The sequence below is a fragment of the Nodosilinea sp. AN01ver1 genome (assembly GCF_050565655.1).
Lineage (GTDB): Bacteria > Cyanobacteriota > Cyanobacteriia > Phormidesmidales > Phormidesmidaceae > Nodosilinea.
The window spans coordinates 51,140-72,561 of the sequence record NZ_JBNXVS010000003.1 but is presented as its reverse complement, the minus strand read 5'-3'; the positions used below and the strand labels follow the sequence as shown (position 1 = coordinate 72,561).

At 59.7% G+C, this 21,422-nt stretch carries 21 protein-coding genes; 11 read left to right on the top strand and 10 right to left on the bottom strand.

The features are described from left to right. Nucleotides 1-551 precede the first annotated feature (551 nt). Nucleotides 552-1,481, bottom strand: a complete 930-nt coding sequence (locus ACQ4N7_RS04340) for a CPBP family intramembrane glutamic endopeptidase (protein ID WP_430710403.1) — start codon at nt 1,479-1,481, stop codon at nt 552-554. A 315-nt stretch (nt 1,482-1,796) separates the two neighbouring features. Here ACQ4N7_RS04340 and ACQ4N7_RS04335 point away from each other — a divergent pair, with 315 nt between their 5' ends. The 4 genes from ACQ4N7_RS04335 (at nt 1,797) to ACQ4N7_RS04320 (ending at nt 7,788) form a co-directional block, all read left to right on the top strand. Further along, nucleotides 1,797-3,026, top strand: a complete 1,230-nt coding sequence (locus ACQ4N7_RS04335) for an adenylate/guanylate cyclase domain-containing protein (RefSeq protein ID WP_430710402.1) — start codon at nt 1,797-1,799, stop codon at nt 3,024-3,026. 135 nt (nt 3,027-3,161) lie between these two features. Next, nucleotides 3,162-5,297 carry a glycine--tRNA ligase subunit beta gene (gene glyS / locus ACQ4N7_RS04330; protein WP_430710401.1) on the top strand — a complete coding sequence of 712 codons (2,136 nt, stop codon included), beginning with the start codon at nt 3,162-3,164 and terminating at the stop codon, nt 5,295-5,297. A 7-nt stretch (nt 5,298-5,304) separates the two neighbouring features. After that, the gene (gene murD, locus ACQ4N7_RS04325) at nt 5,305-6,648 is read left to right on the top strand and encodes a UDP-N-acetylmuramoyl-L-alanine--D-glutamate ligase (protein ID WP_430710400.1); all 1,344 of its coding nucleotides are present in this window, start codon (nt 5,305-5,307) and stop codon (nt 6,646-6,648) included. A 327-nt stretch (nt 6,649-6,975) separates the two neighbouring features. Beyond that, complete coding sequence (locus tag ACQ4N7_RS04320) at nt 6,976-7,788, top strand: hypothetical protein (RefSeq protein ID WP_430710399.1); 813 nt, start codon at nt 6,976-6,978, stop codon at nt 7,786-7,788. A 53-nt stretch (nt 7,789-7,841) separates the two neighbouring features. On the opposite strand, the gene ACQ4N7_RS04315 is transcribed toward ACQ4N7_RS04320, so the two are convergent. Further along, on the bottom strand, nt 7,842-8,342 hold the full coding sequence (locus ACQ4N7_RS04315) for a DUF427 domain-containing protein (RefSeq protein WP_430710398.1): 501 nt from the start codon (nt 8,340-8,342) through the stop codon (nt 7,842-7,844). Nucleotides 8,343-8,399: 57 nt separating this feature from the next. Then, on the bottom strand, nt 8,400-10,364 hold the full coding sequence (locus ACQ4N7_RS04310; RefSeq protein WP_430710397.1) for a caspase family protein: 1,965 nt from the start codon (nt 10,362-10,364) through the stop codon (nt 8,400-8,402). 296 nt (nt 10,365-10,660) lie between these two features. On the opposite strand from ACQ4N7_RS04310, the gene ACQ4N7_RS04305 reads away from it, so the two are divergent. Further along, complete coding sequence (locus ACQ4N7_RS04305; RefSeq protein WP_430710396.1) at nt 10,661-11,143, top strand: hypothetical protein; 483 nt, start codon at nt 10,661-10,663, stop codon at nt 11,141-11,143. A 102-nt stretch (nt 11,144-11,245) separates the two neighbouring features. Here ACQ4N7_RS04305 and ACQ4N7_RS04300 read toward each other — a convergent pair whose 3' ends face one another. The 3 genes from ACQ4N7_RS04300 to ACQ4N7_RS04290 form a co-directional block, all read right to left on the bottom strand. Then, a complete protein-coding gene (locus ACQ4N7_RS04300; protein WP_430710395.1) occupies nt 11,246-11,578 on the bottom strand; it encodes a P-II family nitrogen regulator in 333 nt (110 codons plus the stop codon). Between the two features lie 83 nt (nt 11,579-11,661). Beyond that, nucleotides 11,662-12,867, bottom strand: a complete 1,206-nt coding sequence (locus tag ACQ4N7_RS04295; protein WP_430710394.1) for a sodium-dependent bicarbonate transport family permease — start codon at nt 12,865-12,867, stop codon at nt 11,662-11,664. Between the two features lie 520 nt (nt 12,868-13,387). Further along, nucleotides 13,388-13,630, bottom strand: coding sequence for a hypothetical protein (locus ACQ4N7_RS04290; protein ID WP_430710393.1), 243 nt, complete (start codon nt 13,628-13,630; stop codon nt 13,388-13,390). A gap of 448 nt (nt 13,631-14,078) precedes the next feature. On the opposite strand from ACQ4N7_RS04290, the gene rpmF reads away from it, so the two are divergent. Next, nucleotides 14,079-14,252, top strand: coding sequence for a 50S ribosomal protein L32 (rpmF, locus tag ACQ4N7_RS04285; RefSeq protein ID WP_430710392.1), 174 nt, complete (start codon nt 14,079-14,081; stop codon nt 14,250-14,252). A 226-nt stretch (nt 14,253-14,478) separates the two neighbouring features. Next, the gene (locus ACQ4N7_RS04280) at nt 14,479-14,832 is read left to right on the top strand and encodes a DUF4870 domain-containing protein (RefSeq protein WP_430710391.1); all 354 of its coding nucleotides are present in this window, start codon (nt 14,479-14,481) and stop codon (nt 14,830-14,832) included. An 18-nt stretch (nt 14,833-14,850) separates the two neighbouring features. On the opposite strand, the gene ACQ4N7_RS04275 is transcribed toward ACQ4N7_RS04280, so the two are convergent. Further along, on the bottom strand, nt 14,851-16,749 hold the full coding sequence (locus tag ACQ4N7_RS04275; RefSeq protein WP_430710390.1) for a hypothetical protein: 1,899 nt from the start codon (nt 16,747-16,749) through the stop codon (nt 14,851-14,853). A 145-nt stretch (nt 16,750-16,894) separates the two neighbouring features. On the opposite strand from ACQ4N7_RS04275, the gene ACQ4N7_RS04270 reads away from it, so the two are divergent. Further along, nucleotides 16,895-17,602: a hypothetical protein gene (locus ACQ4N7_RS04270; protein ID WP_430710389.1), complete on the top strand. Its 708-nt coding sequence runs from the start codon at nt 16,895-16,897 to the stop codon at nt 17,600-17,602. Nucleotides 17,603-17,630: 28 nt separating this feature from the next. Here the strand turns inward: ACQ4N7_RS04270 and trxA are convergent, their stop codons facing one another. The 3 genes from trxA to ACQ4N7_RS04255 form a co-directional block, all read right to left on the bottom strand. After that, nucleotides 17,631-18,134, bottom strand: a complete 504-nt coding sequence (gene trxA, locus ACQ4N7_RS04265) for a thioredoxin (RefSeq protein ID WP_430710388.1) — start codon at nt 18,132-18,134, stop codon at nt 17,631-17,633. Nucleotides 18,135-18,195: 61 nt separating this feature from the next. After that, nucleotides 18,196-18,582 (bottom strand): alr0857 family protein, encoded by a 387-nt coding sequence (locus tag ACQ4N7_RS04260; RefSeq protein WP_430710387.1) that lies wholly within the window; start codon nt 18,580-18,582, stop codon nt 18,196-18,198. A 287-nt stretch (nt 18,583-18,869) separates the two neighbouring features. Further along, on the bottom strand, nt 18,870-19,229 hold the full coding sequence (locus ACQ4N7_RS04255; protein WP_430710386.1) for a hypothetical protein: 360 nt from the start codon (nt 19,227-19,229) through the stop codon (nt 18,870-18,872). A 294-nt stretch (nt 19,230-19,523) separates the two neighbouring features. Here ACQ4N7_RS04255 and ACQ4N7_RS04250 point away from each other — a divergent pair, with 294 nt between their 5' ends. From ACQ4N7_RS04250 to era, 3 genes are all read left to right on the top strand, one after another. Next, entirely contained in the window at nt 19,524-19,847 is a 324-nt protein-coding gene (locus tag ACQ4N7_RS04250; RefSeq protein ID WP_430710385.1) for a hypothetical protein, read from the top strand. A gap of 149 nt (nt 19,848-19,996) precedes the next feature. Then, the gene (locus ACQ4N7_RS04245) at nt 19,997-20,434 is read left to right on the top strand and encodes a secondary thiamine-phosphate synthase enzyme YjbQ (protein ID WP_430710384.1); all 438 of its coding nucleotides are present in this window, start codon (nt 19,997-19,999) and stop codon (nt 20,432-20,434) included. 1 nt (nt 20,435) lies between these two features. Then, nucleotides 20,436-21,389, top strand: a complete 954-nt coding sequence (gene era / locus ACQ4N7_RS04240; RefSeq protein ID WP_430710383.1) for a GTPase Era — start codon at nt 20,436-20,438, stop codon at nt 21,387-21,389. The last annotated feature ends 33 nt before the right edge of the window (nt 21,390-21,422 follow it).

The following is a 21,422-nucleotide window of genomic DNA, read 5'->3' as shown; positions in this document are numbered from 1 at the left end:
GAAGCCGCCCCAAAGGGGCTAGGGAATGGCTATTGTTTAGAGTATTTAGAGCAAATCCGAACCGCGTAACCCTATTAAAAAAGGTGGCTTGTGTAGGGGCATAAGCGCAGCTAAGCCAAAGGCTTTACGGTGTTTGCCCACCCCAACCGGGGACAGCTAAGGCGGATTCACTACAGGCTCGCGATCGCCGCACCCGGCATTTCGTGGCATCGGGTTCGCTCCAGATCGACAAAGTCCTCCTCCCAGGGGAGAAGGACCTTGCTTTGGGACCACACAACCAGGGCGTTCATACCGATGAACACCCTCAAAATAAAAGTGTCTGACCCCTGAAAGCCCCCTGGGATCAGACACATTTACCTGTAAGGACGCGTTTCAAGCAGACCAGCTCTCAGGTTCAAATGCCCCCAAGTGAGCCGCCGAACTGACCTGCTGCGTTCTTCAGAATTAAATTTATTCTCTTCGGTTTGGGGGCTGACGGCGTCCAGAGAATTACGGAACCTGGCCCTATTTCTCGCTGGTGGGGCGAAACGGGTTCGGTGGGATTACTCAGGCTAGGAGTGGCCGTCTGGCCCAAGCTTGCGCCCAGCCTGCTGCCCAAACCCGCAGCTGATGCCCTGGTTCATGAAGTAAGGCAGCGGGTCCTGGCGGTCGGGCCAGTGATAGGCCACGTAGCGCAGCACCCAGGGGGCCGACACCAGCAAACACAATACCCCCAGCCACCAGCTAGCCCGAAACTCAGCCAGGGTATCGACGGCATTGGCCGTGGGCTGCGCGGCCAAAAAATCGATTCCGGAGGCGATCGCATTGTTGATCGCGTGGGCCACCATCGGCACCAGCAGCGATCGCGTACTCAGGTACAGCAGCGACATCACCACCCCAAACACAAACAGCCCAATCAGGTTGGAGTGCAGCACCCCAAACAGCACTGAAGTCAGCACAATGGCCGGGCGCACCCCCCACTTGACGCCCCAGCGGTGCAGCAGCACGCCGCGAAAGATAAATTCTTCGGTAATTGGGGCCACCACCAGCACCGAAAACAGCATCAGCGCGTTGTAAAGACCGGGAGCCGTCGCCTGGTCAGGCGACAGCAGCAGCGACTGACTCAGGGTGGTCTCGACCAGCCCCGGTGCCACCAGCGATAGCCCCAGGTACGAAACCTGAAACGCCCCCAGCGAAAACAAAAACACGCCGACTACCAGCCACAGCAGCTGCACCCAGGCCAGGTGCCTGGGCATTGGCCCCAGCAGCAGCGTCAGCCGCAGAGGCAAGCGCCGCGTGGTCAACAGAATGGCCGCACACAGGCCCACAAAAATCAGGCTGTAGAGAATAGGGGCCAAAATGGGGTCGTCCCCTTGCAGGGGCAGCAGTTCTAGCGTACCTAGGGTGCTAAACACCAGGGCCAGACCAGCCGAAATCACGACAAACATGCCGACGACCTGCCTGGCCTTGAGCGCCAAAAACGGATTTTCACACCCTGCCATAGGTCTCAACCTGCCCTGCAAACCGCTGAGAAGAACCGCCAGAATCTATGCTACTGATTATGCGATCGCGCAGCGCCCCCTACGGGGAATCGCCCTGGTTTTGATCGATTCAATCATGAATGGCCGAGGGAGCGCTATAACTGAGGCACGCTGCCTCACCAGGGGCAACGGAGGCAACGCTTAGACCCACAGCCGGGCCGTAGGCCACCTGCCTCTGCTACAGGGTGATTATCGGGTGTTATCAACGGCGACTGTTCTGTGCCTCCGAGCCAGCGCCTACAGCGACGGGGGCTGTTATCTTTGCTCCAGGGTTCCATGACCAATGCTTCGCCAGATTCAGGCCAAACCTCCGGCGCAATTTTAGTGGCACCAGTGGCCGACAGCAGCCTGGGGCCGCTGGTGCCACTGTTAGATATGCTGCGATCGGCAGGCTACGAGGTGCGGCAGGTCAGCGGCGAAGATGACACAATTGCCGCCGCCGAGGCGGACCTCCCCGACCTGATTTTGCTGGCGGTAGATCAGTTCGACACGGCAGCCATGCGGCTGTGCCACCGACTCAAAAAGCGGCCCCAAACCCGCCAGGTTGCTGTAGCGGTCGTCGGTCAAGACCAGGCGTTGGCCCGGCGGCTGCGGGCGTTTGAATTTGGCGTTGTCGACTATATTGACCAATCGCTCTGGGTAGAAGAAGCTGCGGCCCGTATTAAGGCCCAGGTATCCACCCATCGGCTTCAGCGGCGGCTCAGGCAGCAGGCCCAGCGCGCCGTATCGGCGGGCAGCGCCACCAACCTGCTGGCCGACCTGCAAAAGGCCCTGCGCCGACAGGCTCAGCTGCTTCAGGCGCAGAACCAGCAGCTTCAGCAAGAGATGCAGGAGCGTGAGCAGGCTCAGCAGGCCCTGCGCCTGGAGCAGCAAAAGTCTGAACAACTGCTGCTCAACATTTTGCCTCGGGCCGTAGTCGACAAGCTCAAGCAGCTGGAGGGGTCGCTGGCCGAGCGCTTTGATGATGTCACTATTCTATTTGCCGACATCGTGAACTTTACCCCCCTGGCGGCTCAGATTAGCCCGCTGGAGCTGGTTAACTGGCTCAACCAGATCTTCTCGGCCTTTGACCGTCTGGCGGAGCAGTACCAGCTCGAGAAAATTAAGACCATCGGTGACGCCTACATGGTGGTGGGCGGCCTGCCGCTGCCCCGCCTTGACCACGCCGAAACCATCATGGAAATGGCGCTGGCCATGCAAGAGGCCGCCGCCCACATCACGCGCAATGACGGCCAGGAGTTTCAGCTGCGCATTGGCATTAATACTGGGCCGGTGGTGGCTGGGGTCATTGGCATTAAAAAGTTTAGCTACGACCTGTGGGGCGATGCGGTCAATATCGCCAGCCGCATGGAGGCCCAGGGCATGCCGGGCAAAATTCAAATCACCGAGGCTACCTACGAACGCCTCAAACACCGCTACGCCTTTGAAGAGGTGGGCCAGGTCATGGTTAAAGGTCATGGCTATTTGACCACGTACCAATACGTCGGCCCAGGGCGAAAAGCTTGATAGACTGGGGAAGCTAAAAATGCGGAGCAGTAGCATCGAGATGATTGTCTCGACCCGCTACAGTCATTTCTCCGCTGCAATCGGCAAAAGAACGCCCCCTGGGGCTAGCGCACGACACAACTTACATCTCCTTCTATGGCGACATTTTTACTGGAAGTTGGCACTGAAGAACTGCCCGCCAGTTTTGTTAGCGATGCCCTCCAGCAGTGGCAAACCCGCATTCCGGCTGAGCTGGCCGAGCTGGCCCTGACTCCAGCAGCGGTGCGTTTCTACGGCACCCCCCGCCGTCTGGCCGTGGTGCTCGATGGACTGCCCCCTCGCCAGAGCGATCGCACCGAAGAGGTCAAAGGCCCTCCGGCCCAGGCCGCGTTCAAAGACGGTCAGCCCACCCAGGCGGCTCTCGGCTTTGCCAAGTCTAGAGGGGTAGATGTGGCGGCGCTAGAGGTGCGCGACACCGACAAAGGGGCTTTTGTCTTTGTTAACCAGACGATTCCGGGGCGGGCCGCTGCCGATATTTTGAGCGAGCTGATTCCCCAGTGGATTTTGGGGCTAGAGGGCAAGCGGTTTATGCGCTGGGGCGATGGCGACCTGCGCTTTCCGCGCCCGATTCGCTGGCTGGTAACGCTGATGGACGGTGACGTTCTGCCCATTATTTTAGAAAACGGGTCGATGGTGTGCGTGAGCGATCGCATTTCCCAGGGCCATCGGGTGCTGCACCCCGCGCCTGTCACGCTGCGTCGTGCCCAGGACTATGTCGAAGCCCTGCGCCAGGCCTACGTCGAAATTGACCCCGCCGCCCGCCGTCTGCTGATTGAGCGCCAGGTAGCCGCAGCTGCCAAATCGGTGGGGGCCGTACCAATGATTTCCCCGGCTTTGCTGGACGAAGTTACTAACCTGGTGGAGTGGCCAACGGCAGTGGTGGGCAAGTTCGATGCCGAGTTTCTGGAGCTGCCGCCCGAGGTGGCCATCATCGAGATGGAGAGCCACCAGCGCTACTTTCCGCTCAAGCAAGACGCCGATGGCCTGGCGCTAATGCCCTACTTCGTCACCATTTCTAACGGTGACCCCAGCAAAGATGCCATTATTGCCGAGGGCAACGCTCGGGTGATCCGCGCCCGCCTTTCCGACGGCAAGTTTTTCTTCGACGCCGATCGCGCCCAGCCGCTCGATGCCTTTGTCGCCAAGCTCGAAACCGTCACCTTTGAAGAACGGCTGGGGTCAATGGCCGCCAAGGTGAAGCGCATTGGCGCTGTGGCCGACCATCTGTGCGACCAGCTCAATTTGGGAGCCCAGCCGCGCCAGCACATTCGCCGTGCCGCCTACCTGTGCAAGGCCGATCTGGTCACCCAGATGGTGGGCGAGTTTCCCGAGCTACAGGGGGTGATGGGGCAAAAGTACGCCCTCCACAGCGGTGAACCAGAGGCCGTGGCCACCGCTATTTTTGAGCACTACCTGCCGCGCGGTGCCCAGGACAGCCTGCCCCAAACCCTGGTGGGTCAGGTGGTGGGCATTGCCGATCGCCTCGATACACTGGTGGGCATTTTTAGCACCGGCCAGCTGCCCACCGGCTCGTCTGACCCCTTTGCCCTCCGGCGCGCCGCCAACGCGGTACTGAATATCATCTGGGCGGCGGGGCTGTCTCTGAATCTGGCAAAACTGGTGGATACCGTGGTGCAAGACTTTGCTCAGGATCCAACCCTGGCGATCAGTGCCCCCGAGGCGCTGCGCACCCAGCTCCACGACTTTTTCTTGCAGCGGGTGCAGACCCTACTACAAGACGAGCAGGGCATCGACTACGACCTGGTCAATGCGGTGCTGAGCGACCGCGCCCTGGTCGATCCTTTAGACGTGAAAGATCGCGCTCTGTTTTTGCAGGAAATGCGCCGCAGCGGCCGCATGGACAAAGTCTACGAAACCGTGAACCGGGCCACTCGCCTGGCCGCCCAGGGCACCCTCGACACCCAGGTGCTCGATCCCGATGGCGTGATTGACCCTGCCGCCCTGGAGGCTCAGTCTGAGCAGGCCTTTTTGGCGGCGCTTCAGACTCTGGTGCCCCAAACTCAGGCGGCCCAGGCCAGCCGCGACTACGATCAGCTCGTCGCCGGTCTGGAGCAGGTGGCTCCGGTGGTCAGCAATTTCTTCGACGGCCCTGACAGCGTGCTGGTGATGGCCGACGATGCGGCGGTGCGGCAGAACCGGCTCAATTTGCTGGGCCTGTTGCGCAACCATGCTCTGGTGCTGGGCAATTTTGGGGCGATCGTCAAGGGATAGCGATGCCATGAAAAATGCCCATGTGATTGGTCTGGGTAAATCGGGGGTGGCGGCGGCGCGGCTGCTGCACAGCGATGGCTGGCAGGTGGTGCTGAGCGATCGCGGCTCTAGCCCCGCCCTGGTTAGTCAGCAGGAGAGCCTGCGCCAGGACGGCATTACGGTGCTGCTCGACTACAGCTTTGTGCCCGACAGCCGCACCAACCTGCTGGTGGTCAGCCCCGGCGTGCCGTGGGACAGCCCGGCCCTGGTGGCCGCCCGCGAAAACGGCCTGGAAGTCATTGGCGAGACCGAGCTGGCCTGGCGCTTTTTGCAGGACCGACCCTGGGTGGGCATCACCGGCACCAACGGCAAAACCACCACCACGGCTCTCACCGCCGCTATTTTTCAGGCTGCCGGGCTAAACGCGATCGCCTGCGGCAACATTGGCTACGCCGCCTGCGAACTGGCCCTAGAGCCCACGGTGCCCGACTGGGTGATCGCGGAGCTGAGCAGCTATCAGATCGAGGCGTCTACCACTCTATCGCCCCAGATTGGTCTCTGGACCACCCTCACCCCCGATCACCTGCAGCGCCACGGCACGGTCGCAAACTATGCCCAGATCAAGGCGTCGCTGATGCATCGCTCAGAGCTGGCGGTCTTTAACGGCGATGACCCCTACCTGCGCCAGCACCTGCCGCAAGACTTTCCCAACGCCTACTGGACGAGCGTGGGCGGCAAGCGGGCGATCGCGCCGCTCCGGCCCTGTGCCTACATCGAAGACGGCTGGGTCAAGTTTGAAGCCATTTCCATTGTGCGGGCCGATGCCCTGCGCATGGTGGGCGACCACAACCAGCAAAACCTGCTGCTGGCGGTCACCGCCGCCTGCCTGGCGGAGCTAGATGCCGAGGCAATCGCGATTGGGGTGGCCAACTTCCCCGGCGTGCCCCACCGGCTAGAGCACATCTGCACCTGGCAGGGCATCGACTTCATTAACGACTCCAAGGCCACCAACTACGACGCTGCCGAGGTGGGGCTGCGATCGGTCTCCGCTCCCGCCGTGCTGATCGCCGGAGGTGAAGCCAAGGAAGGCGACGACACTGCCTGGTTGGCCAGCATTCAGGCCCGGGCCGCCACCGTACTGCTAATCGGCGATGCTGCACCTCAGTTTGCCCAACGCTTAGAGTCTGTAGGATACAGCCATTACGAAATTGTCGAGACAATGGAGCGGGCCGTGGAGCGAGGCGCAGCGGTGGCGGCCTCTCTAGCGGCCCCTGTGGTGCTGCTCTCCCCCGCCTGCGCCAGCTTTGACCAGTATCCCAATTTTGAGCAGCGGGGAGAGCACTTTCGTCAGCTCTGTCAGCGGTTTCAGTAGGCTGGCTTAGCCTAGTTTTCAATTTGCCCTCGATGCAGAAGGACGAACTGCATGCGCCCCTGTAGTTTGGCCTTTTGAAAGTAAGGCTGTGTAATTGGGAACTACAGCAGTAGACTTTTGTCCACTTTTGAGGCAAAAGTCTGCTGGGTGCTACCACCACTCAAAGGATTCGTTCCATTAAATTAGGCTAAAACTCCACTATTCAGGTATAAATTGAGGCAGATGGTGCTTCTTCAGGCCCTGTACCTGGCTCAGCCCAGGGGTCTGCCATCCTCAAGGTTAGCCTCTACCCTGCATTCAGCTACCTGGCCCAGCTTCCTCAACACCATGGATAACTCCTCTGACTTCATAGCCCTGCCGCCCGTATCGCCGCCTGCCCCTAACCCTCCAGAGGCGCGCCCTCACCGTCGCCCCGTATCGTTTACCATTGGCGGCGCAGAAGGCAGCACCAGCGCAGGCAAACCCCAGCCCGACCCCAGCCCCACCGATAGTTCTCTACCATCTGGCTCCCCAGCCCATCTGGCTCCGTTTCCTGTTCAGGCTCAGCCGTCGCACCTACCCCTGCTGCCGCGCCGCAAACGCCCGACCTTTAGCCGCCACCGCCACGATGCCAACCCTGCCCTGGCGGTCAAGGTGCTGCAAGACATTCAAATGGCCGTCGAAGCCTGGCATCAAGACCTGAAACAGACCGTGCAGCGCATTCAGGCCCTCTACATGGAAGGGCCAATTGTCGATGGCTGGCTCGAAACTGTCGACGATCAGTCGGGGGCGGCGACGGCGATCGATTCAGCGCTGCTGCGCCACGGCGACCCCCAAGATCTCTCCGGCTATGTCGATCGCCTGTGCCAGTCGCTAGAGCCGCCTACCCCGCCTTCCCCCGCTGGCCAGGCGCTGGGTCGGCCTGGCTACCGTCTGTGCAATCTCGATTCTGACGGTCGGGTGCAGCACTTTCCCTGCCCACCAGAGCAGCTATCTACCATTAGTCTGGCGATCGCCCGCCACCAGAAGCTGCGTCAGCTGCTCGACCACAAGCAATTTTTAGAAGCCAAGCTCAAGCGCACGGTAGAGGTGATGACCAGCAGCCGCGATGCTTTGGGAATTGCGCCGATGTGTAGTTCGGAGCCGGAGGTAGAGGCGTAAGTTATAAGGTGTAAGGTGCAGACGGTACCGCAGGCCGCAAACCTTACACCCTTCTACCAGCCCCAGGTACCCGGATCGCCCTTAAACGGGCCGACAATATCTGAGGTAATCCAGCCGCCGTAGAAGTCGCCCGGTTGGGACTGCACTAGCTCATCATCCACGTAGCAGGCTTCCATGCGGCTGGGGTAGACGGCAATGTAGTTGGCGATGCTCTGAAACGCCTCTGTCGGCTGAGGATAGGCCCAGGCGGCCTGTTCGGCCCGCTGGTCGCCGACCACAATGGTGAAGTACGCCGCTGCTCCCTTCCACTCGCATAGGGTCGAGCGGGGTACGGCCTGAAAGTACTGCATCTGCACATCCTCGGGTGGAATGTAGTAAGTGGGCGGATGGCTGGTTTCTAGCACCCGCTTGGCCCGCTGCGTGTCGGCGATGACCACCCCGTTGAACACAATTCGAATCCGCCGGGTTGAATCTTCGAGCCGAGGCGGGCGAGGGTAGTCCCACACAGATTCTTGACCGGGGCCGGGGGCGACGCGGTTGGGGGGAGAAAACATACAGCTATAAAACTAATACAGTGTTGGCATTGCCAATACTGTATTAGTTTTCTCTCCCTACTGGGCCTGCCACTGCCGAATCGCCTCCTGGGCCTGGTCGTAGGCGCTGGTATCGGGCGGTACTAAGCCCGCCGCAGAGATTGCACCCGGCAGCTGACCATCGGCGGCGCGGGCGCGGGCAATGGCGAGAATATCGCGGCTCCACTGGTCAATGCGGTCCTGGGCAATGACCGACTCAGGGAAGTCAGGGGGAATTTGCTGGGCGATCGCGATCGCGGTCTGAAACGAGGTGGCCTGGTCAGGCTGCAGCACGCTCTGGGCCTCCTGCAACAGACGGCGGTTGACCTGGCGCTGCTCCCACTGCCGAATCCGGGCCTGGGCCAGACCCCAAACTTCGCCCTGATCTTCGGGCACCAGTCGGGCGGCGCTGATCGCACCGTCTAAATCACCCGAGGCGGCGCGGCCCTCGGCCAGGTCCACAATGACCTGGCTCCAGCGGGCAATATCGGCCTGGGCCTGGTCATAGGCGGGGTCACCGACAGGCACCTGACGGGCCTGCTCAATGGCATCGTTAAACAGCGACGCCGACAGGGGCTCAATCAGCCGCCGGGCCTGGTTGAGGGCGGCTTCGCCAGACAGACTGGCGTTGGCGTAGCCGGTTTCGGCCTGATTGACCAGGGCCTCGAAGTCGACCGGGCGCTCGACTTCAGGAATTTGGTTGAGCCAGACCAGCGCTTCGCCATACTGGCGCTGATCTAGAGCCGTCCGGGCTCGGCCTAGGGCTTCGGCCCCGCTCACGGCACCCGGAAACAGCGTTTCACCCGCACCGTTCGCCTCTGGGGCCGGAGGCTCTGGAGCCGGGGGTGGGGTCGGTTCCACCGGAGCCGTAACGGCTGGAGTCGCCGCTGGCTGCCCCCGAAAGCTATCCTGATTGCGCCACAGCACTCCCAGCAGCAGCAGCCCCGCTGCGGCAAACAGGCCCAGTCTCCACCAGGGGACTAGATCATCAGGCTCAGGGCCAGAGCCTGGTTTGGGCCGGATTGGCGGCACTCGGCTGGGTAGCTCGCCTGGGGCCAGCAGGTCTGGCCGGGGCGGCTCAGCAGCGGGCCACGGCCTGGCGTTTTCGCTCGGCAGCAGCTCTGGCGAGGGCGGGCCAGGGGAAATAGCCCCAGCTTGCTCTGGGGCGGGCAGGGGCATCAGCAGCTCTGGTTCGGCCGGCTCAACAGGGGAAAGGTCTGGCTCCGGCGGCACCCCCACGGGCATCTGCCCTACCAGGCTGGGGGGAACAAGCATGGCATACTGCTGACCTGGGGGTAGCACCGCGACAGGGTTTTGCACCGGCCGCCAGTGGTGCTGGCACAGCTCGGGCACGCGATCGCGCAGGTAGTCAACCAGCTGCGCCAGGGTCAAGCAGCCGTGAAACCGCATGCCCTCGATCAGCGCTTCGGTAAACAGGCCGTGGCGCACCGCCAGGGTTTCTTGAGAAAACTGGTCGGGCTGACAGGAGAGCACCAGGGGAATGGCCAGCTCCTGGGCCAGGGCCAGCGATGGAGCCCCCAGGCCTTGACTGCCAGGCGCTACGGCCAGAGCGCTCTGGGGCCGGTTAATGTCGAGCATGACGATAGACTGGCGCTGCCCGCCCTGGGCCAGTCGCTGCAGCAGCGTTTCGACTAAAATGCCGGTCTGCTCAATCTGGTTGGGGTCGGCATCGATGGGCAGCAGATAGTCTTGCCCCTGCCACTGCACCCCATAGCCGCTAAAGAAAAACCACACGGTGTCTTCGGGGCCAGCCCGATCGCAGCTCTGGGCCAGCCGCTGCAGCAGCACCTCGCGGGTAGGGGCCGCCGCCCCCTGGTACACCATCGGCGAAATGTCGGTGAGCAGCGAGCAGTATTCGGCGGGCAGGCCCACCTCATTGACCAAAAAATCACGCAGTTCGAGGGCGTCGAACTGAGCATACATCAGGGGTTGAAGCGACTGATATTGATTGATGCCGACGATTACGGGCCAGTGGCTTGCCATGCCTTTTGGGTGCCTCCGCAGGGCGTAGATTAGCGATGAAAATTCACCTGCCATAGTAGCGCCTGCACGGTTAAACGGAAGCCTGGGCCAGCAATTGGGGGCAGAGGGTTCCGGCTAAATACTGATCCAGAGTTTTGCAGCAACAGGCCCAACAGGCCGAGGTTGCGACCTCAAAGGGGAAATTGGTTTAGATGGAATACTCTCAGCGACAATTCTTAATTGACGATTGGCGGCTCTATCGCTACAGTTAAGGCACTTTTTGGGGCATCCTGCGAGGATGTGTGGAGCAGCAGGCTATGACCTTGTTTGACTGGACATTTGAACGGAATGCAGGACGCGATCGCTGCCGAAGCCTCAGCAGGGTAAGACCGACTCTGGGCGGCGATCGCCAGTCTAGAGTAGCGTCTATGGCGCTGGCGGCCCTGCTCGGCTTTGGCAGTGCGGCGGTGCCCACGCTGGTAGCCCCGCCCGTGGCTCAGGCCTATACCTCGCGGGTCAACGTATTTTTGGTGCGCGAGCAGGGCGAAAGCTTTGACACCCTGGTGCGCCGCTCTGAAATTGTGGCCCGCGCCGCCGTTCAGCGCAGCTTTGACGCCGACTTGCTGATGACCGATGTCATTGTCACGATCATCGGGGATAACCAGGGCATCGCCGTTCCGATTTTGACGGTGCCGGTCAGCCGCAGCGAGTGGCAGCTCAGGCCCGATGTTACCCAATGGGCCAACTACTTCGAAGCCGCTAGAAGCTTAGTAGATAGCCCCAGCGCAGAGCCGCTCTAACCGCCATTTTCGGCGTAGGAATTGCGGCTCACAACGAGCCAATTCATACTAAAAAAAAAGCCGGGGTCATGCCCCGGCTTTTTAGTGCTGCGTCATCTCGATTTAACAGCCGTCTGGCCCACAGAAGGTGTGTGCGTACAGGACTTCCGCCTCGCAGATATAAGAAATGCCCGCGTAGTCGTTGAAAAATTCTACGGCGACCCGATCGGCAATCTTCTCGGCCATATCCCGGTTTTCGGTGAGCACCTCGAACTTGATATTCGCGGTGGTGTCAGAGACGCTGGGCTGTCCCGACGAGCGCACGCTGCGGCTACCTTTACCACCCGTTTCCAACACTGTGTAACCAGTAGCGCCTGCTTCGGTGATGATCTGAGCGACCTTTTTCAGCAGAATCTTTTCCGTGATGATGACAAGCTTGTTGGCTATCTTGCCCATGTAGATTACCTCCTTACGTATGTATTTATTGAACTACTTAGTCGCGGGCCAGGGAAGCCCGGCAGACCGCGACTCGCCTGCCATTAGCTGCCGATGATCGCTTGGGCCAGTCCGACGAAGAGTGGTATGCATATAGCGATCGCAACTGGCGTACCGACGGCTGTAGACGCACCGATGTAGGCGGAGGGATTGGCTGACGGGATACCGGCCCGTAAGGTGGGCGGCCCGGAGATGTCTGAACTGGAGGCAGCAATGACAGCCAGGAGTGCAACACCGCCAGCGCTGAACCCCGTGACGTAGTGGGCAATCATGCCGAGACCGAAGCCAATGAACCCATGCAGTATCGGTGCCACGAAGGCATACAGGGCGTACCACTGGGCCACCTTGCGCAGCTCGTTAATCCTTGACCAGGCCTCCATACCCATAACCAGCATCAGAATCGAAAGCAGACCGCGGAAGAGGGGCTCGTAGAAGCTTTCAACGACACTTTCTGGCCGGGTTAAGATGCCTAGAGCGAGACCGAGCAGCAGTGCCGATAGGGCAGATCCCTGGAGGCTTTCCTTCACGATGGGCCAGATCTTGACTCCACTGCTTGGGGCACCGCTCGGCCCGCTAGAATACCCGCCTGCACTGCCGCCCGACTCGCCAGAATATCCGCCTGCCGCACCGCTGCGCTGATCGATGGGAACCCCGCCTGCGGGAATGGGCTGGTCGATGGGAGCCCCACCTGCGGCAACGGGCTGCATGCCAGCATAACCATCCTTGCCAATGTACTTCTCGTTTTTGAGATACTTGTCGCGCTTCTGCTTACTGGTGTAAATGCTGGCTAAGACGATCGCCGTCACGAGCGCCGGGATATCCATAAAGGGATAGAGTGCGCCAGCCCACGGCTCGTAGAAGATGCCCTGGGCGTCGAGTACCGTGATGCCAGCGGCCAGGGTAGAGCCACTCACCGCACCGAACAAGCCTCCGGTCGCAAGGGCATCTGTGGCTCTAATGCCCGGCAGTTTGCCCAACGTGTAGTTCGCGATGAACACGACGAGGATTCCTATTGCCGTAGCGAACAGCGCAGGCAGCAGCATCTCCGTCAAATTCGACTCGCGGATCGCAATGCCGCCCAGCAGGCCGACCTTGATCAGCAGCATGAAGACGATGAACTTATAGATCGCGTCCGGAATGGCCAGTTGACTGCCGAGGGCGGCGATGACAATACCACCGAGCAGAAAGCCGAGCGTAGGGGACTGCAGCTGCGCCCCAAATTTCATCAAAAACTCTGACAAGAAATCCACTAAAACCTCCTTCCGCCCCCTCTACGAGGGGTGATTACTGTGATAAGTGAGCTTCGAAACCTAAGGGTGAATCGCTTCAACCCTGCAGCACAGGTGTTACGTAAAAACCTGTCGACACGGGGTTCAGAGAGGGCGGCTCTCCGAATCGGGCTGGAAGGTGATAACTGTCTTGCGACAACCTCCATAGACCCTTGTCTATCAACACCTGAATCTTTATGTGCTCAAGTCTATCCTGAAACGCGCAAGTTTTTTATGCGAATTTGGAACGCATTGTCAAATTCAAGCAATAAGCTTTTCTTATGCCGCTAGAAAGCTCGTATATCTCTAGTCAATGTAAATTGCGATCGCAAGTGCTAAAGAGGCCCTGCCTCCCCTCGCCCACCAGTTTCATCAGCCCATCCGAAACCGATACAAATGCGCCGATTGCCACGCCTGTCTGGGCAATCGGCGGCACTAAGGTTGCGTTAAGGCTCAGTACAAATGCGTCAGTACAAATATCTCGCACTGACGCTGGCTCGGCTCAATCCACTTGAAACGCGGGTGGCTCTGCTGCTGGGGTTGGCTCTGAAGGGGAACTATAGCGAGCGATATTAATCCAAATTACTGAGAGCAGTAGACCAAACCCGCAGCCCAGCAAGAAGATCCAGCCGTGGGAAGGGTCTAAAACACAGAGCAAGCGGCGATTGCTGCCATACACCTGCACGAGCCACCCCTCCTCCGTATTCAACGCTGGCTGCGATCGCCTCGATTCAAACTTATTCATGGTTTTCACTCCATGCTGATTGTGGGTATCGCTCACAGGCCACTGCACTTAGCGCACCGAACACCTGCCAAAAATTCGCTGGTGCGATCGGGCGACGGCTGCAAAACAGTGGTGATGTCTTTGGATTTGATTGCGCCAAACTCATAGACATAAGCCTATGCTTCAGGCAAATGCCATATCTTCAAGTTTATGCAATGTCTGGCCAAGCAAGCCGCATTTTTTATTCGGTGTGGCCTCAAATTTGCTGAATCTTTCGATAGCTGGAACTTATGATTCAAATCTGCTCGGTTATACTGCACCTGGCTCCTGGGGCTCTCGTTGACCCGCCGCTAAACCCCATCAGGTTGCCTATTTAACAATTAGAACTGCTGCCACTCCGAGATTGAGATTGCGCAGACAGGTCATCTTGCCCTATAGTTGAAAGGTTGTGAAGTCTTAAGTATCTGTCATGGCGGTTCCCAAGAAGAAAACCTCCAAGCAAAAGCGTGACCAGCGTCGCGCTACCTGGAAGCGCACCGCAGCGCTACAGGCCAAGAAAGCGATGTCCCTGGGCAAGTCTGTGCTCACCGGGCGGTCTACCAGCTTTGTCTACCCAACCGATGACGAGGACGACGACGAGTAAGGGGGCCGCTGGTGCTCCTTTTTCATTGTTGAAGAGACTTCGTCAACGACTTTACCTGGAGAAGGTCTGGTCATGTCGGCCTTCTCTCTCACTAAAGACTGCGCTTTCTGGGGCTTTGCTCCAGAAAGCGTATTTGTTTGGAGTACTACATTTTGTAAGCAGAGTAGGGCGTCTATCCTGCTGCTTGAGTTAGCTTGGCGGCAGATATAGCTATTCTGCCACTACTATGAACCAGCTCGACTCAAATCCGGAATCCCGTATGTGGGCCATGCTCGCCCACCTCAGCGCTCTATCAGGCTTTGTAATTCCCTTCGGGAATATTGTTGGCCCCCTGATTGTTTGGTTGGTCAAGCGCAATGAGATGGCTTTTGTTGCCGATCAGGGCAAAGAAGCGCTCAACTTCAACATCTCCATGACTATTTATATGCTGGTGTCGGGGGTCTTGATCTTTGTGCTAATCGGGATTCCGCTGATCATTGTGCTGGGCATAGCCTGGCTGGTGCTGACCATTTTGGCCGCGATCAAAGCCAATGAAGGCGTGGCTTACCGCTATCCCCTCATCCTGCGGCTGGTGAAGTAAGGCGTCAGATAAAACGAGTTAAATAAAAGGTCGCACCTGGGGGGCTAGGGGCGATCGCGGCGCAATTTGGGGCGTTTCAGTGCGGGGCGGCTGTACCGCGCCGTCTGTATCGTCAGGGTTTGGTGCTGACGAGTCTGCTTCAGGCGGGTTAGCCTCGGTTGGGTTCTGCGGCTCCGGCAAAGCAGGGGCCGTAATGTCCGGCTCAGCATCCTCTGTTTGCACACTGGGCAATTCAGGCTCTGCCTCCTCTGGGGCCGCAGAGCCATTGGGGCTCACGCTACCCGCTGGGCCTGGTTCAGCCGGTTTAGAACCTGCTCCCGACGGGTTGCGCCACTGCTTAAAGCGATCGCGCAACCCCTTGGCCTTGGGTGCCTGAGGGGTAGCCTGCTCTGGGGCTGCCGGAGGAATAACTGGCTGTACAGGCACAGGCTCAGGCAATACCTCAGGCTGAGGCAGCACTGGAGGCACGAAGGGGTCTGCCGGGGGCGTTACCCTATCAAATCTATCGGCTGCCGCCTTCTCTTCTGGCGTCTGACCGGCTTCAGGTTCGGTAACTTCGGGTTCGATCGCAGTTGGGGCCTCTACAGCGGGCGGCTCAGCATCAGTCAGGTCATCCGCCTTTTCATCTGCCGAAAATTGATCGGCTTCGATTTGCTCAGGTTCTGACGATGGCTCAGGCGGCAGGAATGGGTTAGGTCGAGCCTCGTCTTCAGGCTCAGTAGGCACGTCCTCAGCGGTGGCGTCTGACTCTGGCTGAGCCGGCTCGGCCTCGGGGAGCGTTGGGGCGGCGTCTGACTGGGGCAATTCGGGCACCGCGTCTGGCTCAGGGGTTTGCGGCTCCGGCACCTCAGGGGCAACGGTAGAACCCTCAGGCTCCAGCTCTTCTGTCGGCTGTTCAGGCTCTAGCACCGGCTCGGGTTCTGGGACCGGAGGGGCAGGGGGTATGTAGGTGGGGTCGATAATACCGGCCACCTCCTTCAGGCTCAGTTCGCCGCGCACCAGGCGAGATAGCGCATCGTCGCCGCCGGGCTGGTAGTCAATGATGCGGACGGTGTTGTTGAAGCGATTGTCGATGGGGTTACCACTTTCGTCAATCAGCTCAAGCTGCACCCAGTTGCGTCCGGGCTTAAAGCCCTTCAGCCAAATTGGCTGCCACTGGTCGAACACAAAACTCTGGTCGTTGACGGTGCAGCGAATGCGCCAGTCGTGCAGGTCGTCGTTGGCTTCGACCTGGGCACTCATGTGCAGGGGCGCATTGGTGAGATAGAAGTCGAGCATGACGGGCTCGGCCCCGTAGGTGCCCTGGGGGCGGCTGTAGGTCAGCAGCGGCGCGCTGGCGTTGAGTTCGTTTTGAGGGGTTGGGGCAACGACGTGGAAGGTGCGCTGGTCGAAGGCACCCTGGTTTTTGAAACTCTCGTGCCAGGGCCGCGATGCAAACACTCGCAGGGTGTGAGTACCAGGGGCAAGGTTCTCAAAGGTAATCGGTTCAGATAGGTCGTAGATGGCTTTGTAGGGTTCGTTGTCTAAGAACAGATGCAAATGGGGGCCAAGCTCATAGGTTTCATCTTTAAACAGCGGCAGGCCGCGCACCTGCAGCCGGACGGTAGCGCTCGTATCGTCGAGGACTTCGCCGGGGCGAGGGCTGAGAATACGCACCTGAGGCGTGTAGGCGTCAATAATTTGCTTCAGCGACTCCAGGGTTTCGGGGGGGGAGACTTCGGCGATTTGCCCGGTGAGGCGATTGGGCTGGGGGGTCGGCCCTGAAAAATCTGAAATTAGCTCAGTGGGCTGCACGGGTTTGGCGCAGCTGGTCGTGGTGAAGAGGAGGAGGGCGATCGCGCCCAAAGTCACAAACTGGGCCACAACTCGCCGCCCCAGCCCCATGACCTTGCGGATGAACCCCTGTGTCGTGCCCATGCTGCTATTCTCTACGTCTTTTCACCTATTACCATAGGCCACTTTCGGGTCTTTACAGCGATCGCCACACAGGTTTTTGCGCAGCTATGAGAGCTGAGCTACACTGACTCGACGGTACTCACTAAACACTGGGGAGTTGGCTGAGATGCGGACAAAACAGGCTGTTGTACTGGCGCTCTCGCTAGTGATCGGGCTCTCGGCAGGAGCCGCCGCCGCCACCGCCTTCTACTGGAACCGGGCCACGGCGCTGCCCACCTGGTACAGCACCAGCGGTGCCGATACTGTTGTGGCCGATGTCGGCAGCAGCGGCAACCTGCTTGAAAGCAAGCTGGCCAGCGGCCAGGGGGTGCGCTATGGCACCGACAACCGGGTCGAAATTTCGCTAAGCGAGGCTGAACTCACCCAGCTGCTGGCCGAGGGCATCGCCCAGACACCCCAGGTGGCCCAGTTTTTGCCAGCGGCAGATAGTCTCAACGCCACCATTCGCGGCGATCGCGTCGCTGGCGGCATCGTGGTCAACCCCGCCGACCTGCCTACCCAATCGCTGCCGCCCCAGGCGCAGCAGGCCCTAGACACCGCGTTGAACACCGTGCCCATGCTGGGCGATCGCCCCCTCTACATCGGCATTGAAGGCAGCCCCCGCATTGATAACGGTCGCCTGGTGCTGGGGAACGACACCCGCGTGCAGATTGGTCGCGTCAACTTATCCATAGACGACGTAGCTCGCCTTACCGGCCTCGACCCCGCCCAGATCACCGAACGCATCAACCTCGCCCTGCCCCAGGCCGGGCTGACCCTCGACGGCCTGGAGTTTGTCAATGGCGAAGCGGTGCTGCGGGGTGTGGCCCAGTAAGCGCTCGGCAACCACCCAGTAGGCGAACCTATGCCGCCGAGTTAGCCGTCACCAGAGCCTCTAGTCGCGCTACCAGGTCATCCTTGGCAACGACGCCTTCGATAGTATCGACCCGCTCTCCGTTCTGAAAGAAGATCAGAGTGGGGATGGCCATCACGTGGTACTGCAGGGCCAGCGCATCTTCTTCATCGACGTTGAGCTTGGCGACCTTGGCCCGCCCGGCAAAGGTTTCGGCCAGTTCTTCGACAATCGGGTTCATGATGCGGCAGGGGCCACACCAGGCGGCCCAAAAGTCGATTAGCACCGGCACATCGCTCTGCATCACTTCGGCTTCAAAGTTGTCGGCGGTCAGGGTGATATAGGTTGCATCGTCGGCCATAGTCAATCGCTCCTTGTCTGCGTCGTTGTTGGATCTGCGCGTTTGGTCGGCGCTGGAATGGGTGAAGTATGGCCATCGCGCTGTCTCAGGTTTTTGCGACTGAAAGAGGCTAATATCCTGAGCACAATGGCCATCGCTATATCTAAAACCCATTCGGCACTCATTTTCTACGGTACTGCAAAGCCTGGGCGATGGGTTTACGGTTAGCCCAACTTTAGCGCCCGCCTGAGCAGGGGGCCGCTACCCAGCTCAGGCTGCGCTGCCAGAGGGCAACGAGCTGGCGCTCCAGGGCGACCCCTAGTTCGGACACCAGAATGCCCTCGGCGCTGAGGGCACTGTCGGCCAGCCAGGTACCGCGCAGGGTAACTTCAAGCCAGTCGATATCGCAGGGGGCAATGTCGATCGCGCCCTGGCCCACTGTTTTTAGGGTCGCTACCCCCGGCAGGTCGGCGGGCAGGGCAAAGGCCCCGTAGCCAGGCTGCACCACCAGGGGCTGTCCGGCCCGCAGGGCGACGATACTGCGCTGGGCCACCACGGCTTCTACGGTGAGGTCTAACTGTTCAACCAATAAATCGGCATCGGAATAGGTCAACTTCAACATGAGCTCTCATGCCTTGAATACTTGTGAATTGGTTTCGGCGCTTAAGTTCTGCTGTGTCGAGGCGGCAGCGGCCCGCCGTAATCGCACGGTGGCCCACGGGCAAAGAAGTTGGCGACTAAAAGCCATGCCGTGAGTAAAGACCGACGCGAACCCCTGGCGCTCTTGGCCAACGGCGGCGGCAACGGTGCTGCAAACCCGACTCTGGAGCCTGATCGAAGCGGAACTGGCCGTCGTCGGCCATTCCCAGGCGATAAGTCCCGAGGGACTAATCCAGTGGGGAGGTCAGGTTAATGCTGAGACACAGAATGCTGGGAGAGAGGGCGGAGATATCGCCGACTGATGCAATACGCGGTGCAATCGCCCTGGCTCAGATATCCCCACCACTTGGGAGATAACTTGGACCCCAGAAACCGATCATCCCAGCGGCGATCGCCCCCGAGGGCCATCCCTGTGGATAGATCAGTTCTGTCAAAATCGCCCAGGACCGCCCCAAAGATGGGGTGCATCAGGTCGCTAATCAGGCCGCCAATGCGGTCACTTGCTTGAGTCAAGTAACCATCGAACTCCGCCGCCATGCCTAGCTGGCCAGCATCGCCCGTGGTGACGGCGATATCAAATGCGTTGCCAGTAGACAGGATCCGTAACATAGCGGAGTTCCTCAAGCGTGAAACAACAAGGCTTAGGAAGGCAGCGAGAGCACCGTTTGGCTTGGGCACCTGGCTTCAGGGGCTGAGGCTTGACGGATACGCTCGAATAACGTTAATACTACACGTGTAATACAAACGTGTCTAGTCTGTCTAAACTATTAAGTAGTGACCTGTAGCCCAGGACACAAATAGCCATGACACAGACCGGGTGACTCTCTTTAGTGTCACCACCCGCCTGTTTGTGACAGGTCATCGAGCCCAATGTCTAGTTCTTTTTTGGAGGTGTGCCCGACGATGCCAACCCTAACCCGCGTATCGACCACTGATATGGAAGTGACCAGCATTCGCCTGGAGCGATCGCTGAAGGAAAAACTGAAAGCCCTGGCGGGCGATCGGGGGTATCAGGCGTTGATTCGCGACATTCTTTGGCAGTACGTGGAACAAGGGCCGACAGAATGCTCCGCCCGGGTTCAGCCCGACGATATTTGCGCCAGCTTTGGCGCGGTGGCCGAGCGCGAGCAGGTGTGCGCCCTGACCGGCAATCCCATTCTGGCCAATGCGCCCATGCGGCTGGGGCTGACCACCCAGGGTCGCCTGGTGCCCCTCAGCGTCGAGTAGCGGCGTGACGTAACAGTTCTAAGCGACTCTCAGAAGCACTCGTCTGTCCCGCGTTCTCGAGCAAACGGTCGTTTTGACTGAGGATTAATTCTGTCAGTGGTGATTAATTCTGACAGAATAGAGAACGGTCTATTCTGGTGATTTAACCGATGACACCCCATACCGCCACCACCCGCCACCATCAGCAGGTGCTCACCCTGCGATCGCGGGGCAAGTCGCTCCAGCGGTTTACCGCTGAGGTCAACGAGGTGGTGCGCGCCTCCGGCGTTGAGAACGGGCTGTGCACGGTGTTTTTGCGCCACACCTCCGCCAGCTTGATCATTCAGGAAAATGCTGACCCCGACGTGCTGGTTGACCTGGAGAATTTTCTCTCTCAGCTAGTGCCCGAGGGCAATCACTACATCCACAGCACCGAAGGCCCCGACGACATGCCCGCCCACATTCGCACCGTGCTGACCCACACCAGCGAAACCATCCCCGTCATGCAGGGGCGGCTGGCCCTGGGCACCTGGCAGGGCCTTTACCTATGGGAGCACCGAGCGCGGGGGTCGAGCCGCGAGGTCGTGGTTCACGTCACGGGCTACTAGCATGGTGGATACCTTTGACCCGGTCGGCTACAGCGCGATTCCTACCCCGCCGGAGGGGTTTAAGTCAGGATTTGTGGGCATTGTGGGCCGCCCTAACGTGGGCAAATCGACCCTGATGAATGCTCTGGTGGGCCAGAAAGTGGCGATTACCTCCCCCACCGCCCAGACCACCCGCAACCGCCTGCGCGGCATTTTAACCAACGACCAGGCACAAATTATTTTTGTCGATACCCCCGGCATCCACAAGCCCCACCACGAGCTGGGTAAAATTTTGGTCAAAAACGCCCGGATGGCGATCGACTCAGTGGATGCCACTCTGTTTGTGGTCGATGGCAGCGCCGAGGCGGGGCGCGGCGACCAGTTTGTGGCCGAACTGCTGGCCCACAGCAGCGGCCCAGTGATTTTGGGCATGAACAAAGTTGACCAGCAGCCGGAGGAGGACGATGCGATCGCCCCCCTCGACGCCAGCTACCAGACCCTGGCTGACGCCCACGGCTGGCCCCTGGTCAAATTCTCGGCCCTGCACGAAACCAGCCTCGACACCCTGCTGGCGACGCTGATCGACCAGCTTGACCCCGGCCCCTACTACTACCCGCCCGATCTGGTCACCGACCAGCCCGAGCGCTTCATCATGGGCGAACTGATTCGGGAGCAAATTTTGCTGAATACGCGGGAGGAGGTGCCGCATTCGGTCGCGATCGCCGTCGATCGCGTGGAAGAAGACACCAACATTACCCGCATTCTCGCCACCATTCACGTCGAGCGCGAATCGCAAAAGGGCATTTTAATCGGCAAAAAGGGCAGCATGCTGAAGGTGATCGGCTCCGATGCCCGCCAGCAAATTCAAAAGCTGGTCATGGGCCAGGTCTACCTGGAGCTATTCGTCAAAGTCGTGCCCAAATGGCGACAGTCCCGCAGCCGCCTCGAAGACTTCGGCTACCGAGTGGAAGAGTAGGGCCAAATGACATCGCTAATTCCAGCGCTAGTT

What these genes read in the sequence shown, in the direction of transcription:
- ACQ4N7_RS04340 (WP_430710403.1), bottom strand. Translation starts at nt 1,481, where the DNA reads ATGGCAGGGTGTGAAAATCCGTTTTTGGCGCTCAAGGCCAGGCAGGTC.
- ACQ4N7_RS04335 (WP_430710402.1), top strand. Translation starts at nt 1,797, where the DNA reads ATGACCAATGCTTCGCCAGATTCAGGCCAAACCTCCGGCGCAATTTTA.
- glyS (WP_430710401.1), top strand. Translation starts at nt 3,162, where the DNA reads ATGGCGACATTTTTACTGGAAGTTGGCACTGAAGAACTGCCCGCCAGT.
- murD (WP_430710400.1), top strand. Translation starts at nt 5,305, where the DNA reads ATGAAAAATGCCCATGTGATTGGTCTGGGTAAATCGGGGGTGGCGGCG.
- ACQ4N7_RS04320 (WP_430710399.1), top strand. Translation starts at nt 6,976, where the DNA reads ATGGATAACTCCTCTGACTTCATAGCCCTGCCGCCCGTATCGCCGCCT.
- ACQ4N7_RS04315 (WP_430710398.1), bottom strand. Translation starts at nt 8,342, where the DNA reads ATGTTTTCTCCCCCCAACCGCGTCGCCCCCGGCCCCGGTCAAGAATCT.
- ACQ4N7_RS04310 (WP_430710397.1), bottom strand. Translation starts at nt 10,364, where the DNA reads ATGGCAAGCCACTGGCCCGTAATCGTCGGCATCAATCAATATCAGTCG.
- ACQ4N7_RS04305 (WP_430710396.1), top strand. Translation starts at nt 10,661, where the DNA reads ATGACCTTGTTTGACTGGACATTTGAACGGAATGCAGGACGCGATCGC.
- ACQ4N7_RS04300 (WP_430710395.1), bottom strand. Translation starts at nt 11,578, where the DNA reads ATGGGCAAGATAGCCAACAAGCTTGTCATCATCACGGAAAAGATTCTG.
- ACQ4N7_RS04290 (WP_430710393.1), bottom strand. Translation starts at nt 13,630, where the DNA reads ATGAATAAGTTTGAATCGAGGCGATCGCAGCCAGCGTTGAATACGGAG.
- rpmF (WP_430710392.1), top strand. Translation starts at nt 14,079, where the DNA reads ATGGCGGTTCCCAAGAAGAAAACCTCCAAGCAAAAGCGTGACCAGCGT.
- ACQ4N7_RS04280 (WP_430710391.1), top strand. Translation starts at nt 14,479, where the DNA reads ATGAACCAGCTCGACTCAAATCCGGAATCCCGTATGTGGGCCATGCTC.
- ACQ4N7_RS04275 (WP_430710390.1), bottom strand. Translation starts at nt 16,749, where the DNA reads ATGGGCACGACACAGGGGTTCATCCGCAAGGTCATGGGGCTGGGGCGG.
- ACQ4N7_RS04270 (WP_430710389.1), top strand. Translation starts at nt 16,895, where the DNA reads ATGCGGACAAAACAGGCTGTTGTACTGGCGCTCTCGCTAGTGATCGGG.
- trxA (WP_430710388.1), bottom strand. Translation starts at nt 18,134, where the DNA reads ATGGGTTTTAGATATAGCGATGGCCATTGTGCTCAGGATATTAGCCTC.
- ACQ4N7_RS04260 (WP_430710387.1), bottom strand. Translation starts at nt 18,582, where the DNA reads ATGTTGAAGTTGACCTATTCCGATGCCGATTTATTGGTTGAACAGTTA.
- ACQ4N7_RS04255 (WP_430710386.1), bottom strand. Translation starts at nt 19,229, where the DNA reads ATGTTACGGATCCTGTCTACTGGCAACGCATTTGATATCGCCGTCACC.
- ACQ4N7_RS04250 (WP_430710385.1), top strand. Translation starts at nt 19,524, where the DNA reads ATGCCAACCCTAACCCGCGTATCGACCACTGATATGGAAGTGACCAGC.
- ACQ4N7_RS04245 (WP_430710384.1), top strand. Translation starts at nt 19,997, where the DNA reads ATGACACCCCATACCGCCACCACCCGCCACCATCAGCAGGTGCTCACC.
- era (WP_430710383.1), top strand. Translation starts at nt 20,436, where the DNA reads ATGGTGGATACCTTTGACCCGGTCGGCTACAGCGCGATTCCTACCCCG.